Below are 15,610 nucleotides of genomic sequence, written 5' to 3'. Positions count from 1 at the left end.
GGCGTTCCGGAGGTCCAGAATCCGGACGCCGGTCCCCATGCGTGCATGTTGTATCTATGCTGTGCGCATGCCTGCCGCGCCCTCCGCCCCCGTACGGTCCACGTCCTCCTCCCTCAAGCGCCCGCCCGCCGCCGAACGCGTCTACACGCACATCAAGGAAGCGGTCCTGGACCGCCGTTACGAGGGCGGCACGCTGCTCACCGAAGGCGGCCTGGCGGACGCGGTCGGAGTCTCCCGCACGCCCGTGCGCGAGGCGCTGCTGCGGCTGGAGGTCGAGGGGCTGATCAAGCTGTACCCGAAGAAGGGCGCGCTCGTCCTCGCCGTCTCCGCGCAGGAGATCAAGGACGTGGTGGAGACCCGGCTGCTGGTCGAGGAGTTCGCCGCGCGCAAGGCGGTGCCCGCGTCGCCGCAGCTGATCGAGCGGCTGGAGCAGCTGCTGGAGGAGCAGCGGCAGTTGGCGGAGGCCGGCGATCTCGCGGCGGTGGCCGTCAAGGACCGCTGTTTCCACGCCGAGATCGTGAAGTACGCGGGCAACGAGATCCTCTCGCGCCTCTACGACCAGCTGCGCGACCGTCAGCTGCGGATGGGCGTCGCGGTGATGGAGGCCCACCCCGGCAGGATTGAGGCCAACGTCACCGAGCACGGCGAGCTGCTGGACGCGATCCGGGCCGGGGACGCCGAGCTGGCCGCGCAGGTCGTGCGCCGCCATGTCGGCCGGGTGCGGGTGCTGGTGCGGGGTGAGGACCGGTGAGTTCGGCCGCCCCCACGCTCTCCCTGCCCGGTGACCCGCCCGGCGGCCGGCGTGCCGCCTGGGTCTGGGGCATCGGGGTCGCCGTCTACTTCGTCGCGATCATCTTCCGTACGAGCCTGGGCGTCGCCGGACTCGACGCCGCCGACCGGTTCGACGTCAACGCCTCCGCGCTCTCCACGTTCTCCATCCTCCAGCTCCTCGTCTACGCGGGCATGCAGATACCCGTCGGGCTGATGGTCGACCGGCTCGGCACCAAGAAGGTCCTCACCATCGGGGTCGTGCTGTTCACGGTCGGGCAGCTCGGCTTCGCGCTCTCCCCGTCGTACGGGATGGCGCTGGCGGCCCGCGCGCTGCTCGGCTGCGGCGACGCGATGACGTTCATCAGCGTGCTGCGGCTCGGCAGCCGCTGGTTCCCGGCCCGGCGCGGTCCGCTGATCGGCCAGGTCGCGGCGCTGTTCGGGATGGCGGGCAACCTCGTCTCGACGCTGTTCATCGCGCGGGCGCTGCACAGCTACGGCTGGACCACGACGTTCGTCGGCAGTTCGCTGGCGGGCGTGGTGGTGCTGGTGCTGCTCCTGCTGTTCCTCAAGGACCACCCTGAGGGCCATGAGCCGCCGCCCGCCGAGCACGCCGGGGCCGTGTACGTGCGCCGGCAGATCGCCGCCGCCTGGCGGGAGCCCGGGACCCGGCTCGGGATGTGGGTGCACTTCACCACCCAGTTCCCGGCGATGGTGTTCCTGCTGCTGTGGGGCATGCCGTTCCTGGTCGAGGCGCAGGGGCTGAGCCGGGGCACGGCGGGCACCCTGCTCACCCTGGTGGTGCTGTCCAACATGGTGGTCGGGCTCGTGTACGGGCAGATCATCGCCCGCCACCACGGGGCGCGCGTCCCGATCGCGCTGGGCACGGTGGCGACGACGGCCCTGCTCTGGGCGTCCGCGATCTTCTACCCGGCCGACCGCACGCCGATGTGGCTGCTGGTCGTCCTGTGCCTGGTGCTCGGAGCCTGCGGTCCGGCCTCGATGGTCGGCTTCGACTTCGCCCGCCCGGCCAACCCGCCCGAACGTCAGGGCACCGCATCGGGCATCGTCAACATGGGCGGGTTCGTCGCCTCGATGACCACCCTGTTCGCCGTCGGGGTCCTGCTGGACGCCACGGGCGACAACTACCGCGTCGCGTTCGCCTCGGTCTTCGTCCTGGAGGCGCTCGGCGTCGCCCAGATCCTGCGACTGCGCCGCCGGGCGGCGCTCAGGGAACGCGACCACCACGTGGTCAGCCGCGTCGAGGCCGTGCACGTGCCCGCGTAGCCCTCGACCCCGGGGCGCGGGCACGTGCCCGTGAAGTTAAGCGGTAACGGGTTCATGGCGTCATGGCGTCACGGCGTCACGGCGAAGTTGTCCAGGATCGCCGTGGCCAGCTCCTGGTCGCCCTCGACCTTGATCCGGTCGGCGACGGCCGCGTGCCGGACCCGGCCGCAGGCGAGGCGGACGTACGTCTCCCAGTCCAGCGACAGCGTCACAGCGGGGCCCAGCGAGGGCGCGCCGTCGATCGAACCGCGGCCCTCGGCGTCGACCCGGACCGTCCGCAGGAACTCCACCGGGCCGTGCACGTCGAAGACGACCGCCGAGTTGGCGGGCGCGCCCGCGCTCTTGGCGACCACCTTCGGCAGCCCGGCCAGCAGCATGTCCCGGGTGATCAGGGCGCCGGGGGAGTCGAGGTTGCCCGGCCGGCCGAGCGTGGTGCGCAGATCCTGCTCGTGCACCCAGAGGTCGAAGGCCCGCCGGTTCTGCGCCGTTTCGAGGGTCTGCTCGGCGCCCAGGGGCGCGCGGACCTTGGTCTCGGGGCTGCGCGACTCGTTGCGGATCTGGCGGGCCCGGCGGATGAGGACGTACTCCAACTCGGCGGTGATCTCCGGGGAGGTGTGGTGCCGCCGGACGTCGACCTGCATCTCCATGTACCGGGCGAAGTCGCTCTGTACGTGGTAGAGGTCGCGCGGCAGGGTGTGGATCGGCCGCGGATCGCCGAGCATCTCGCACTCCATGCCGATGACGTGCGACACGATGTCGCGCACCGACCACCCCGGGCAGGGCGTACGGCGGTTCCACTCGCTCTCGGCGAGGGGCTTCACCAGCTCGGCTATCGCCTCGATGGAGTGGGTCGCGGCGTCGGTGTAGGGCTGGAGGCTGGGATGGACGGTCACGGGACCCCTCGTGCGGTTCTGCGGTGCATGGGCTGGAGAGCAGGGAGTGCCGGCGGGTGGGCCGGCTCTGACGGCGCTGTCGGCGGGCTGCGTGGGAGGTTCGACCGCTAAGTTACGCTGCGAGCAGGCACCCCGGCAGTGCTTTCGTGTGACGATCGTAGGCCCGTGTTGACGGCTTGAATGCCAGGACGGTGGTAGTGTGCGCGCCTCCCTCATCCAGATCGCAGTAGACCCGGACGAATCCGTCGAGGCCCGCAGGGCGCGAGCGGCTTCCCTGGTGGTCGGCCGGCGGGGCGCTGACCTGGTGGTCCTCCCTGAACTCTGGCCGGTCGGCGCGTTCGCCTACACCGCCTTCGAGGCGGAGGCCGAGCCGCTGGAGGGGCCCACGCACGAGGTGATGGCGAAGGCCGCCGCCGAGGCCGGTGTCTGGCTGCACGCCGGATCCTTCGTCGAACGCGCGGACGACGGCACCCTGTACAACACCAGCCTGGTCTTCTCGCCCGAGGGCGAGCGCACGGCCGTCTACCGCAAGATCCACCGCTTCGGCTTCGACCAGGGCGAGGCGGTGATGATGGGCGCGGGCGAGGAGCTGGTGACCGTCGCCCTGCCGGACACCACCCTGGGCCTCGCCACCTGCTACGACCTGCGCTTCCCGGAGCAGTTCCGGGGGCTCGTCGACGCGGGCGCCGAAACGCTGGTGGTGGCGGCGGGCTGGCCCGAGCGCCGGCGCGCCCACTGGACGCTCCTGGCGCAGGCCCGCGCCGTGGAGAACCAGGCGTACGTCCTCGCCGTCGGCACGGCGGGCACGCACGCGGGCGTCCAGCAGGCCGGGCACAGCAGCGTCATCGACCCCTGGGGCGAGGTGCTGGCCCAGGCGGGCGCGGACGAGGAGATCCTGACCGTCGAGCTGGACCCGGAGAAGGTGCGCACGACCCGGGACCAGTTCCCGGCCCTGAAGGACCGTCGGCTGGGGCTCGCGCCGCCGCGCCTCAGCTCCTGAGGGACTGAGGGACGTGCGCTGTTTCACGTGAAACAACGAACTCCCGCGCGCGGCCCCGCCCGTGGCCCCGCCCGTGGGAACGGGCTCAGCCCTCCTTCTCCTTCTCCGCCAGCACGATCACGCACATCGCCACGGCGATGAGCAGCGCGGTGTCGGCGTCGTCCCGGACGACGTCGATGCCGTACGTGTCCCGGATGGTCAGCCAGCGGCGCGAGATCTGGGCCAGCAGCTCACCGTCGTACTCGATGGCGAACTCGCGGTCCAGGATCTTGCCGCTGACGTCCAGCTCCGTCCCGTCCACCAGCGTGACCCGGTAGTGGTTGCGGAGCAGCGACAGCCGCTTGCGCTTGACCTTCGCCAGCTCCTCGCCGCCCCGCTCGATGAGCATCGTGTCGCGCAGGCTGATCAGCTTCTGCCGCAGTTCGACCAGGACCCGGCCGTCGGCGTCCTTCAGCTCGAAGGTGTCGCGCAGCCGCATCGCCTTGCCGTCGACCAGGAAGACCTTGCGGCCCCCGTCGTCCTCGATCCAGTAGTCGTCGCCGATGGCGAACATCCGCTCACGTACGAGAAGTCTCATGCGTCACAGGTTCCCCCGGGGCCCGGCGGAATGCGCGCAGGCCAGGACGGTGTTGACTGGTGACATGGCAACACGTGCACGCGTCCGCGCCCCCGAACTCATCGGCAAGGGCGGCTGGCTCAATACAGGCGACCAGCAGTACACCCTCGCTGACCTGCGAGGACGCATCGTCATCCTGGACTTCTGGACCTTCTGCTGTGTGAACTGTCTACATGTCCTGGACGAGCTGCGCGAGCTGGAGGAGAAGCACCGCGACACCGTGGTGATCATCGGGGTCCACTCGCCGAAGTTCGTCCACGAGGCCGAGCACCAGGCCGTCGTCGACGCCGTCGAGCGCTACGAGGTCCACCACCCCGTCCTCGACGACCCCGAGCTGGCCACCTGGAAGCAGTACGCCGTACGAGCCTGGCCGACGCTCGTCGTGATCGACCCCGAGGGCTATGTCGTCGCCCAGCATGCGGGCGAGGGCCACGCGCACGCCATCGAGAAGCTCGTCGAGGAGCTGGAGGCCGAGCACGCCGCCAAGGGCACGCTCCGCCGCGGTGACGGCCCCTACGTCGCGCCCGAGCCCGTCGCCACGCACCTCCGCTTCCCCGGCAAGGCGCTGCTCCTGTCCGACGGCGGCTTCCTGGTCTCCGACACCACCCGCCACCGCCTGGTCGAGCTGGACGCGGACGGCGAGACCGTACGCCGCCACTTCGGCACGGGCGACCGCGGGCTGGCCGACGGAGGTCCGGACGAGGCCCGGTTCAGCGAACCGCAGGGGCTCGCCGTGCTCCCCGACGGCCGCATCGCCGTCGCGGACACCGTCAACCACGCCATCCGCGCCCTGGACCTCACGACCGGGGTGACCAGCACCCTCGCCGGCACCGGCCGCCAGTGGTGGCAGGGGACCCCGGCCAGCGGCCCGGCACGCGAGGTGGACCTCTCCTCGCCCTGGGACGTCGCGTGGTTCGGCGACCGGCTGTGGATCGCCATGGCGGGCGTGCACCAGCTCTGGACGTACGACCCGGAGAGCGCGACCGTACGCGTGGCCGCCGGGACCACCAACGAGGGCCTGGTCGACGGACCGGCCGCCGAGGCCTGGTTCGCCCAGCCGTCCGGGCTCGCCGTCTCCGCCGACGGGGAGCGGCTCTGGGTCGCCGACTCCGAGACCTCCGCGCTGCGCTGGGTCGACCGCGAGGCGCGGGTGCACACCGCCGTGGGCACCGGCCTCTTCGACTTCGGCCACCGCGACGGGGCCGCCGAACAGGCGCTCCTGCAGCACCCGCTCGGCGTGACCGCGCTGCCCGACGGGTCCGTCGCCGTCAGCGACACGTACAACCACGCCCTGCGCCGGTACGACCCGGACTCCGGCGAGGTCACCACCCTGGCCACCGATGTCCGCGAGCCCAGCGACGCGGTGCTGGTCGACGGCGACCTGGTCGTCGTCGAGTCGGCCCGCCACCGGCTGACCCGCCTCCGGCTGCCCGAGGAGGCGGTACGGGTCGCGGACCGGGCGCACCGCACCCAGCGGGCCGCCACCGAGATCACCCCGGGCACCCTCCGCCTCGACGTGGTCTTCCAGGCCCCCGCCGGACAGAAGCTGGACACCCGCTACGGGCCCTCGACCCGGCTGCTGGTCTCCGCGACCCCGCCCGAGCTGCTGGCGGAGGGCTCCGGCCCGGGCACCGACCTCGGGCGCGACCTGGTCCTCGCGGACGGGGCCACCGAGGGCGTGCTCCACGTCTCCGCGATGGCGGCGTCCTGCGACGACGACCCGGCCAACGAGTACCCGGCCTGCCATGTGCACCAGCAGGACTGGGGGGTGCCGGTCCGGGTCACGGCGGCGGGCGAATCCCGGCTGGCGCTGGTGCTCGCCGGGATGGACAGCCCCTCGTGACCGCTTGACGGATCAGAACTCGTCGGCGCCGTTGCGCAGTTCGGTGGTCCAGTAACCGGTGGCCCACTTCTGCGGGTTGACGGACAGGCCCTCGGCGGCGGGGGACTTCACGACCGCCATGCCGCCGCCGTTGGCCTTCAGCGTGACCGTGAACTCCTTCACGGTCTCGGTGTTCTCCTTCCGGCCGCCCTCGGACATGCGCACCGCGACATAGGCGGACTGGCCGGGCTCCAGGATCACCGGGGCCTGCGGCTTGCTCTTGGCGACGGGCGGGACGACGCCCCGCGCGTTGTCCAGGAAGTGGATGTGCGGGTACTCCTTCATCTCGCAGCTCGCGCCGGAGGTGTTCTTCGCGGAGAGCGTGAGGTGGGTGTAGGGCGGGCCGTCCTGACGCTCGGCGGTGATGTTCAGGCCCTTCGCCGTGCAGAGGGCGCCGGCGGCCTGGTCGGACGTGCCGCCGGCGTTTCCGGAACCGCCGGAGCTCTTGGCCGCGCCCGCGGGCTGAGCGGTGCCGGTGGAACCCTTGGCGCCGGTCTCCGCCGCGTCGTCGGCAGCCTTCCCGGATCCGGCGGCCTCCTCGGACCCGGCGTCCTTCCCGGACCCGGCGGTCGACGCGGCGGTGGTCGCGGAGCTGTCGGCCGCGCCCTCCGAACGGGTGCCGGAGCCGTTGTCGCCGCAGGCGGTGAGGGTGAGAGCGAGGGCGGCCGTGGTCGCGGCGGCCAGAGCGGTGGTGCGGTTGCGGAAGATACGCACGGAGATTCCCCCGGGGAGACGGTGAGGCGCACGCCCGGTCGAGGCGCCGCCCGCGAACTGCTGACAGGAACGACTCTGCCCGCCGTCGCTCACGTATCGCTGCCGTCCCGCTGACGTACGGCTGATGTCCCGGGCGGCAGCGAGAACCCGCAGGTCAGACGATCAGCCCTGGTCGGCGAGCCGCCGCAGCGCCTCGTCGTACCGCCGCCGGTACTCCGTCCGCGCCGACACCCGCAGCAGCGCCTCCAGCGCCCGCACGGCCCCGTCGTCGTAACCGGCCTTCTCCGCCTCCTGCGCGGCCCGGTCCAGCAGCCGGATGCCGTCCTCCTCCTCGCCCAGCGCGATCCGCGCCTCGCCGCAGACCGCCAGCAGCAGCGACCGGCGTACCGCCTCCTCGTGCTCGGGTCCCAGATCGAGCGCGGCCCGCGCACAGTCCAGCGCCTCCCGCGGGCGGTGCGCGGTGAGCCGCATCCGGGCCAGGTGCTGGAGACCGAGCATCTCGGTGTGCCGGTCCTCCTCCTCGCGGCACAGCTCCACGGCGCGGGCGCAGTTCTCCAGCGCGGTCGGCAGCTCGCCCAGCTCGGCCTGGACGACGGCCAGGTTGATCAGCGCGGTCGCCTCGCCCAGCGGGTCGCCGGCCTCCCGGGCGAGCACCGGTGAGCGCTCCAGCACGGCGGCGGCCTCGGTGGTCCGGCCCTCCTCCGTCAGCACCCAGCCCAGCAGCGTGAGCACCCTCGACTCGGCGTACGCGTCCTTCCCGGCCCGGGCCGACTCCAGGGCCAGTTCCAGCAGCGGCGCCCAGTTGTCCCGTACCCGCCACACCACCTGCGGCCACTGGAGCAGGATGATCCGCCAGGCCCGGTCCTCCAGACCTGCCTCCCGCGCCGCCACGGCGGCCAGCGCCAGGTTCTCGCGCTCGGACGCCAGCCAGCCCATCGCTTCCGCACGGTCGGCGAAGTCCCGTACGGCGGCGGGTTTGCGGTAGCCGTCCGGGAGCACGAAGCAGGGCTCGCCGCCGGGCTCCGCGGTGTCGGCGGCGGCCAGCGCGGTGGCGATGCAGTGGTCGAGCACGCCGGTGAGGGCCTCGTGCGCCGATGCCGGGTCGAGGCCCCGGGCGTACAGGCGCACCAGGTCGTGGAGGATCCACCGGCCCGGGGCGGTCTCGGCGACGAGGTGGGCGGCGGCCAGGCGCTCCAGCGCCGCCGCAGCGGCGATCGGGTCCGTCCCCGCCAGCGCGGCGGCCGCGTACGGGTCGAGATGGCCGCCGGGATGGTGCCCGAGCCGTGCGAACTGGTGGGCGGCCTCGGGCGGCAGATGCTGGACGGTCAGCCGCAGCGCGGCCGCGACGCCGGTGTCGTCCACGTCGAGACAGGCCAGCCGGCCGCGCTCGTCGGCCAGTTCGTCGGCGAGCGCGGCCAGCGTCCAGTGCGGCCGCCCCGCCAGCCGGGCGGCGGTGACGCGCAGCGCGAGCGGCAGCCCGCCGCAGAGCTCGGCGAGCCGGCGGGCCGCCACCGGTTCGGCGAGCACCCGCTCCTCCCCCAGCACCCCGGCGAGCAGGGCCGTGCCGTCGTCGGCCTCCAGCGTGTCGAGCGGTACGGGCCGGGCGGCGTCCGAGGCGATGAGCCCCTCCAGCCGGTGCCGGCTGGTGACCAGCGTGACGCAGTCGCTGCCGCCCGGCAGCAGCGCCCTGACGGTGGCGGAGTCGCGGGCGTTGTCGAGGACGACCAGCAGCCTGCGCCGGTCGGACAGCGAGCGGAAGAGCGCGGCGGCCGCCGGGGCGGACTCCGGTATCCGGCGCGGTGCGACGCCGAGCGCGAGCAGGAACTCCCGCAGGACGTCGATGAGCGCGGGCTCGCCGGCCTCGCTGAACCCGCGCAGATCGGCGAAGAGGCGTCCGTCCGGGAAGAGCGCGCCGCTGCGGTGCGCCCACTGGAGCGCCAGCGCGGTCTTGCCGACCCCGGCCGGTCCCGTGACCAGACAGACGGGCGCCTCGCCCGCCGCCGCCCGGGTGAGCGCGGCCAGCTCGGCGGCCCGCCCGTGGAAACCACGGGGCGCCCGGGGGAGCAGATCGACGGGGAGCGGTTCTCCGGCGTTCGTCGGGTGCGGCACGGGCATCGCCCCGGCAGGGGCAGTGGCAGTGGCCGTGGCCGGGGCAGGTTCCGGGGCCGCGACGTCGCCCGGCCCTGGACCGCCCGCCCCCGGACCGCCGGCCCCTGGACCGCCCGGCCCCGGCGCCCCCGCCCCCGGCTCACCCCGCAGGATCAGCGCGTACGCGTCGGCGAGTTCGTGTCCCGGGTCGATGCCCAGCTCGTCGGCGAGGAGCCGTCTCGTACGGTGGAAACGGTCCAGCGCCTCCGACTGCCGCCCCGCCCGGTACAGCGCCAGCATCAGCTCCGCGGCCAGCGACTCGCGCAGCGGATGCGCCGCGGTCTCCGCCGCCAGCAGGGCCGCCGCCCGGTGGTGCTCGCCGAGCTCTCCGTACGCACGGGCCAGCTGCTCGACCGTCGCCAGCCGCGACTCCTCCAGGGAGTGCGCGGCGGCCCGGAGCGGCGGACCGGCGAACGCCCCGCCGAGGGCCGGGCCCTGCCAGAGGGACAGGGCCTCCTTCAGCATCAGCACGGTGTCCGCCCAGGTGCGCTGTTCGCGCGCCAGCATCAGCAGTTCCTCGAACCGCTGCGCGTCCACCAGCGTCTCGGGCACCCGCAGGACGTACGCGTCGCCGAGGGTGGCCAGTTCGACCCCGTACGCCTCCGCGTCCGCGCCCACCAGCAGGGCGCGCAGCCGCGACACATGACCCTGGATGACGCCACGGGCCTGCGACGGCGGGGTGTCGTCCCAGAGGGAGTCCGTCAGCCGGCCGACCGGGACCGGGGTGTTGGCGGACAGCAGCAGCGCGGCGAGCAGACTGCGTCGCTTGGCGGGGCCCAGGGGCAGCGGTCCGGCGAGCGTTTCGACAGCGACCGTGCCGAGCAGCCGGAACTCCACGGACGGCTCCTCTTCGGGGCGGGACGCGCCCACGGTGGGGGCGCGGGATCCGCCCCAGAATATCCGGGCCCCCGCAGGGTCCTCGCCGGGCCGCCGCGGGCCGTCAGCGGTAGCGCTGCTCGTCGTCCTGGACGACGGTGGTGGTGGGCGGCACGACCATCCGGCGGCGGCGCGCGATGCTCATGTAGACGAAGACCCCGACGAGGCCGACGAGCATCATGATCCAGCCGACCAGGTCCACGTTGACGGTGTCCAGCTTCCAGTCCGTGGCGAACGCCAGGATCGCGCCCCCGCCGATCAGGAGAATGCATCCTCCGAGTCCCATGAATTCCGCCTCCTCGACCGCCCGGTGAATCCGGGCCGGTGTACGACTCGCGTACCCGGCCCGGCAACAAGCATGTGCGCGGCGGCGGTTGGGCGGCGGATCAGCCCGCGAGGAACGAGGCCAGAGCGTTCGCCAGCAGATACGGGTCGTCGGCGCCGCACAGCTCACGCGCGCTGTGCATCGAGAGGATCGCCACGCCGATGTCCACGGTCTGGATGCCGTGCCGGGCCGCGGTGATCGGACCGATCGTGGTGCCGCAGGGCATCGCGTTGTTGGACACGAAGCTCTGCCACGGCACGCCCGCCTTCTCGCAGGCCGCGGCGAACACGGCCCGGCCGCTGCCGTCGGTGGCGTACCGCATGTTGACGTTGACCTTGAGGATCGGCCCGCCGTTGGCGACCGGGTGGTGCGTCGGGTCGTGCCGCTCCGCGTAGTTGGGGTGCACGGCGTGGCCGGTGTCGGAGGAGAGACAGACCGTGCCGGCGAAGGCGCGGGCGCGGTCCTCGTACGTGCCGCCGCGTGCGAACACCGAGCGCTCCAGCACCGATCCGAGCAGCGGCCCGTCGGCCCCGGTGTCGGACTGCGAGCCGTTCTCCTCGTGGTCGAAGGCGGCGAGCACCGGGATGTACGGGAGGTCGGCGTCGGGCAGTGCGGAGACGGCGGCCAGGGCGGCGGTCGCGGCGTGCACCGAGAGGAGGTTGTCCATCCGGGGCCCGGCCACCAGCTCCCGGTCGCGGCCCAGGTAGGAGGGCGGCTCGATGGCGTGCGGCATCAGGTCCCAGCCGGTGACGTCCTCCGCGTCGACGCCCGCCTCCTCGGCGACGAAGCGGATCAGGTCGCCCTCCTCGACATCGCCGAGCCCCCAGATCGGCTGCATGTGCTTCTGCCGGTCGAGCTTGAGCCCCTCGGTGTTGGCCGACCGGTCCAGGTGCACGGCCAGCTGCGGCACCCGCAGCAGCGCCCGGTCGATGTTGACCAGCCGGTGGGTGCCGTCCCGCAGCGAGATCCGCCCGGCCAGGCCCAGGTCCCGGTCGAGCCAGGTGTTCAGCAGGGTGCCGCCGTAGACCTCGACGGCGATCTGGCGCCAGCCGTGCGCCCCGGTGTCGGGCAGCGGCTTCACCCGGAGGTTGGGGGAGTCGGTGTGCGCCCCGGCGATCCGGAACGGGGTGTGCGCCTGGGCGCCCTCCGGCACGTACCAGGCGACGATCGCCCCGCCGCGCAGCACGTACTTCCCGCCGGCCGACGCGTCCCAGGCGGCGGTCTCCTCGACCTGCCGGAAGCCGGCCTCCGCCAGCAGCGCGGCGGCGTTCGCCACCGCGTGGTACGGGGACGGGCTGGCCGCCAGGAAGGACATCAGGTCATCGGTGTGGGCGCGGTCGAACCGGAGAGGGGAACTCATGTTCTTCACTGTAACGAGGACGCGCGGTCCGGTATCCGGTGACCGGACATCCGGCACGACAGCGCCGCCGCCCGGAGGATTCCGGGCGGCGGCGCTGTCGACGGTCCGAGCAGGTCGGGCGAGGTTCCGGGGGTGTCTCCCTAGAACGCGGCCTCGTCCAGCTCCATCAGCGAGTTGTCGATCGACTCGGCGAGCGCGCGCTCGGTCGAGACGCCCGGCAGGACGTTCGCGGCGAAGAACTTCGCGGCGGCGATCTTGCCCTGGTAGAAGGCGACGTCCTTGGCGGCGGCGGTCGGCAGCTTCTCGGCCGCCACGGCAGCGCCCTTGAGGAGCAGGTAACCGACGACGACATCGCCGGAGGCCATCAGCAGGCGGGTCGTGTTGAGGCCCACCTTGTAGATGTTCTTGACGTCCTCGCCGGTCGCGGTGAGGTCGGTGATCATCGTGCCGACGATCGCCTCCAGGTCCACGGCGGCCTTGGCGAGCGAGTCCAGCGCGGGGGCCAGCTCCTCGTTGCCCTGGTTGCCCGCGAGGAACTTCTTGATCTCCTCGGAGAGCGTGTTGAGCGAGGCGCCCTGGTCGCGGACGATCTTCCGGAAGAAGAAGTCCTGGCCCTGGATCGCCGTGGTGCCCTCGTAGAGGGTGTCGATCTTGGCGTCCCGGATGTACTGCTCGACCGGGTACTCCTGGAGGTAGCCGGAGCCGCCGAAGGTCTGGAGCGACTGCGCGAGCTGCTCGTAGGACTTCTCGGAGCCGTAGCCCTTCACGATCGGCAGCAGCAGGTCGTTGAGGCCGTTCAGCGCCTTGGCGTCCTCGCCCGCGGCCTCCAGCTCCTGGATCGCGTCCTGGACGGAGGCGGTGTACAGCACGAGGGAGCGCATGCCCTCGGCGTACGCTTTCTGCGTCATGAGCGAGCGGCGCACGTCGGGGTGGTGCGTGATGGTGACCTTGGGCGCCGTCTTGTCCATGAAGTTCGCCAGGTCCGGACCCTGGACGCGCTCCTTGGCGTACTCCAGGGCGTTCAGGTATCCCGTGGAGAGGGCGGCGATGGCCTTCGTGCCGACCATCATGCGGGCGAACTCGATGATGCGGAACATCTGGCGGATGCCGTCGTGCTTGTCGCCGATCAGCCAGCCCTTGGCGGGGTGCTGGTCGCCGAACGTCATCTCGCAGGTGTTGGACGCCTTGAGGCCCATCTTGTGCTCGACGTTCGTCGCGTACACGCCGTTGCGCTCGCCCAGCTCGCCGGTGGTCCAGTCGAAGTGGAACTTCGGGACCATGAAGAGCGAGAGGCCCTTGGTGCCGGGTCCGGCGCCCTCGGGGCGGGCCAGCACGTAGTGGATGATGTTCTCGGACATGTCGTGCTCGCCCGAGGTGATGAAGCGCTTCACACCCTCGATGTGCCAGGAGCCGTCGTCCTGCTGCACGGCCTTCGTCCGGCCGGCGCCGACGTCGGAGCCGGCGTCCGGCTCGGTCAGCACCATCGTCGAGCCCCACTGCTTCTCGACGGCGATCTCCGCGATCTTCTTCTGCTCCTCGTTGCCCTCGTCGAAGAGGATGCCGGCGAAGGCCGGGCCGGAGGAGTACATCCACACGGCCGGGTTCGCGCCGAGCAGCAGCTCCGCGTAGCCCCAGATCAGGGAGCGGGGCGAGGTGGTGCCGCCGATCTCCTCGGGGAGGCCCAGGCGCCAGTACTCGGAGTCCATGAAGGCCTGGTACGACTTCTTGAAGCTCGCCGGGACCGGGGCGGTCTTGGTCTCCGGGTCGAAGACCGGCGGGTTGCGGTCGGCGTCGGCGTAGGAGTCGGCGAGCTCGTTCTCCGCGAGGCGGGTGAGCTCGTCCAGGATGCTCTTCGCGGTGTCGACGTCCATCTCAGCGAACGGACCGGTGCCGTACACCTTGTCGCGCCCGAGGACCTCGAAGAGGTTGAACTCGATGTCGCGGAGATTCGACTTGTAGTGCCCCATGGGAAGGCTCCGTAATCAATAGCAGTGGCGCACAGCGCCCCGGGGAGTGATGCGGGTCGGGCGACAGGCAGGCGTGGGTCTATCAGCTGACCTCTCCGATGATGCTACCCGTCAGTAATAAGGCGCAACCCCTCAAGCCGTAGATGTGTCCGATTACTCTTTGCAGCATGTACGGCTACGACCAGAACCCTGGTGCTCAGCAGCAGATGGGTCAGATGGGCCAGATGGGCGGCGGCTACGGGGAGCAGCCGCTGTATCCGGAACCGTCGCCGCCCTCCCTGGCCGACGCGGTACGGGCCTTCACCACCGGCTCCCTCTCCGCCGAGGACTTCCAGCAGATCTTCGCCACCTCGAAGGTCTACTGCCCGCGCGGTGACAACCCCGGTTTCCTGGCGCTGCACAACACGCAGCAGCCGGTGATCCCGATGTTCACCACGCTCAAGGAGCTGCGGCGGTACGCGGGCAAGGAGTCGAAGTACTTCGTGATCACCGGGGCCGAGGTGATCGACCTGCTGCCGACGGGCTACGGCTTCGTCCTGGACATGGAGGGTGATCACCGGATGGTCTTCGACGCCAAGGCGGTCGAGCAGATGGTCGACTTCGCGATGCGCCGGATGTACGGGTAGGGCCGAGGCTTCAGCAAGCCGCCGGCCTGCTGTTTCATCGTTCGGGCGAGGGTCCGTGCCAGGAGTGGGCACGGGCCCTTCTCGCTGTCGGGACGCCTCCGGCGCGGGCCGGGAATGCGCGACGCCTTGCAGGATGTTCACCATTCAACTAAATTGATTCCAGAACACTCGCCCGGAGGTGGCTTCCATGCCCGCAGTGACTGTCGACAACCCGCTGACCCTGCCCAAGGTCGCCGCTTCCGGCGATGCCGCGGCCCGCCCCGTGCTCGCCGTCACGACCGCGCCGAGCGGATTCGAGGGCGAGGGCTTCCCGGTGCGCCGCGCGTTCGCCGGGATCAACTACCGGCACCTCGACCCGTTCATCATGATGGACCAGATGGGTGAGGTGGAGTACGCCGCGGGCGAGCCGAAGGGCACCCCCTGGCACCCGCACCGCGGCTTCGAGACCGTCACGTACCTGATCGACGGGACCTTCATCCACCAGGACTCCAACGGTGGCGGCGGCACCATCGAGAACGGCGACACCCAGTGGATGACCGCCGGTTCGGGCCTGCTGCACATCGAGGCCCCGCCGGAGTCGCTCGTCATGTCCGGCGGGCTCTTCCACGGCCTCCAGCTCTGGGTGAACCTGCCCAAGGCCGACAAGATGATGAACCCGCGCTACCAGGACATCCGCGGCGGCGAGGTCCAGCTGCTGGCCTCCCCCGACGGCGGCGCGCTGCTCCGGGTCATCGCCGGTGAGCTCGACGGCCACGAGGGCCCCGGCATCACCCACACCCCGATCACGATGATCCACGCCACCGTCCGGCCCGGCGCCGAGGTGACCCTGCCCTGGCGCGAGGACTTCAACGGTCTCGCGTACGTCCTGGCCGGCCGCGGCACGGTCGGCGCGGAGCGCCGCCCCATCACGATGGGCCAGACCGCGGTGTTCGGCGCAGGCGGCTCGCTGACCGTCCGCGCCGACGAGCGGCAGGACGGCAACACCCCGGACCTGGAGGTCGTCCTCCTCGGCGGCCGCCCGATCCGGGAGCCGATGGCGCACTACGGACCGTTCGTGATGAACAGTCAGGCCGAGCTGAAGCAGGCCTTCGAGGACTTCCAGGCCGGCCGCCTGGGCACGGTCCCGGCGGTCCACGGCATGTGATCCG

Annotated in this window: 13 protein-coding genes; 6 read left to right on the top strand and 7 right to left on the bottom strand. The window is 71.9% G+C overall.

Annotation, left to right across the window (positions count from 1 at the left end):
- The first annotated feature begins 67 nt into the window (after nucleotides 1–67).
- A complete protein-coding gene (locus tag ACSMXR_RS17630; RefSeq protein WP_137229282.1) occupies nucleotides 68–751 on the top strand; it encodes a GntR family transcriptional regulator in 684 nt (227 codons plus the stop codon).
- The gene (locus ACSMXR_RS17625) at nucleotides 748–2,055 is read left to right on the top strand and encodes an MFS transporter (protein WP_030077060.1); all 1,308 of its coding nucleotides are present in this window, start codon (nucleotides 748–750) and stop codon (nucleotides 2,053–2,055) included. The genes ACSMXR_RS17630 and ACSMXR_RS17625 overlap by 4 nt, the downstream gene beginning before the upstream one ends.
- A 68-nt stretch (nucleotides 2,056–2,123) precedes the next feature.
- Here ACSMXR_RS17625 and ACSMXR_RS17620 read toward each other — a convergent pair whose 3' ends face one another.
- Nucleotides 2,124–2,948, bottom strand: coding sequence for a maleylpyruvate isomerase family mycothiol-dependent enzyme (locus ACSMXR_RS17620; protein WP_473172304.1), 825 nt, complete (start codon nucleotides 2,946–2,948; stop codon nucleotides 2,124–2,126).
- A gap of 199 nt (nucleotides 2,949–3,147) precedes the next feature.
- Between ACSMXR_RS17620 and ACSMXR_RS17615 the strand changes: the two genes are divergently transcribed.
- On the top strand, nucleotides 3,148–3,948 hold the full coding sequence (locus ACSMXR_RS17615; protein WP_473172303.1) for a carbon-nitrogen family hydrolase: 801 nt from the start codon (nucleotides 3,148–3,150) through the stop codon (nucleotides 3,946–3,948).
- A gap of 85 nt (nucleotides 3,949–4,033) precedes the next feature.
- Here ACSMXR_RS17615 and ACSMXR_RS17610 read toward each other — a convergent pair whose 3' ends face one another.
- Complete coding sequence (locus ACSMXR_RS17610) at nucleotides 4,034–4,525, bottom strand: LURP-one-related/scramblase family protein (RefSeq protein WP_137229277.1); 492 nt, start codon at nucleotides 4,523–4,525, stop codon at nucleotides 4,034–4,036.
- 64 nt (nucleotides 4,526–4,589) lie between these two features.
- On the opposite strand from ACSMXR_RS17610, the gene ACSMXR_RS17605 reads away from it, so the two are divergent.
- Nucleotides 4,590–6,407: an NHL domain-containing thioredoxin family protein gene (locus ACSMXR_RS17605; RefSeq protein WP_473172302.1), complete on the top strand. Its 1,818-nt coding sequence runs from the start codon at nucleotides 4,590–4,592 to the stop codon at nucleotides 6,405–6,407.
- Nucleotides 6,408–6,419: 12 nt separating this feature from the next.
- Here the strand turns inward: ACSMXR_RS17605 and ACSMXR_RS17600 are convergent, their stop codons facing one another.
- The 5 genes from ACSMXR_RS17600 to ACSMXR_RS17580 all read right to left on the bottom strand — a co-directional run bounded on the left by ACSMXR_RS17600 (nucleotide 6,420) and on the right by ACSMXR_RS17580 (nucleotide 13,836).
- A complete protein-coding gene (locus ACSMXR_RS17600; protein WP_473172301.1) occupies nucleotides 6,420–7,160 on the bottom strand; it encodes a DUF4232 domain-containing protein in 741 nt (246 codons plus the stop codon).
- 162 nt (nucleotides 7,161–7,322) lie between these two features.
- Nucleotides 7,323–10,145 (bottom strand): AfsR/SARP family transcriptional regulator, encoded by a 2,823-nt coding sequence (locus tag ACSMXR_RS17595; RefSeq protein WP_473172300.1) that lies wholly within the window; start codon nucleotides 10,143–10,145, stop codon nucleotides 7,323–7,325.
- A gap of 103 nt (nucleotides 10,146–10,248) precedes the next feature.
- A complete protein-coding gene (locus ACSMXR_RS17590; RefSeq protein ID WP_103507836.1) occupies nucleotides 10,249–10,470 on the bottom strand; it encodes a DUF6458 family protein in 222 nt (73 codons plus the stop codon).
- Nucleotides 10,471–10,570: 100 nt separating this feature from the next.
- Nucleotides 10,571–11,869 (bottom strand): M18 family aminopeptidase, encoded by a 1,299-nt coding sequence (locus ACSMXR_RS17585; protein ID WP_218525706.1) that lies wholly within the window; start codon nucleotides 11,867–11,869, stop codon nucleotides 10,571–10,573.
- Nucleotides 11,870–12,009: 140 nt separating this feature from the next.
- On the bottom strand, nucleotides 12,010–13,836 hold the full coding sequence (locus tag ACSMXR_RS17580) for an acyl-CoA dehydrogenase (RefSeq protein WP_473172299.1): 1,827 nt from the start codon (nucleotides 13,834–13,836) through the stop codon (nucleotides 12,010–12,012).
- A 167-nt stretch (nucleotides 13,837–14,003) separates the two neighbouring features.
- On the opposite strand from ACSMXR_RS17580, the gene ACSMXR_RS17575 reads away from it, so the two are divergent.
- Nucleotides 14,004–14,462 carry an SseB family protein gene (locus ACSMXR_RS17575; protein WP_073822341.1) on the top strand — a complete coding sequence of 153 codons (459 nt, stop codon included), beginning with the start codon at nucleotides 14,004–14,006 and terminating at the stop codon, nucleotides 14,460–14,462.
- Nucleotides 14,463–14,649: 187 nt separating this feature from the next.
- Nucleotides 14,650–15,606: a pirin family protein gene (locus ACSMXR_RS17570; RefSeq protein ID WP_218525707.1), complete on the top strand. Its 957-nt coding sequence runs from the start codon at nucleotides 14,650–14,652 to the stop codon at nucleotides 15,604–15,606.
- The last annotated feature ends 4 nt before the right edge of the window (nucleotides 15,607–15,610 follow it).

The organism is Streptomyces sp. DSM 106670 (assembly GCF_055792845.1).
This window is presented reverse-complemented; position numbering and strand designations above follow the sequence as displayed.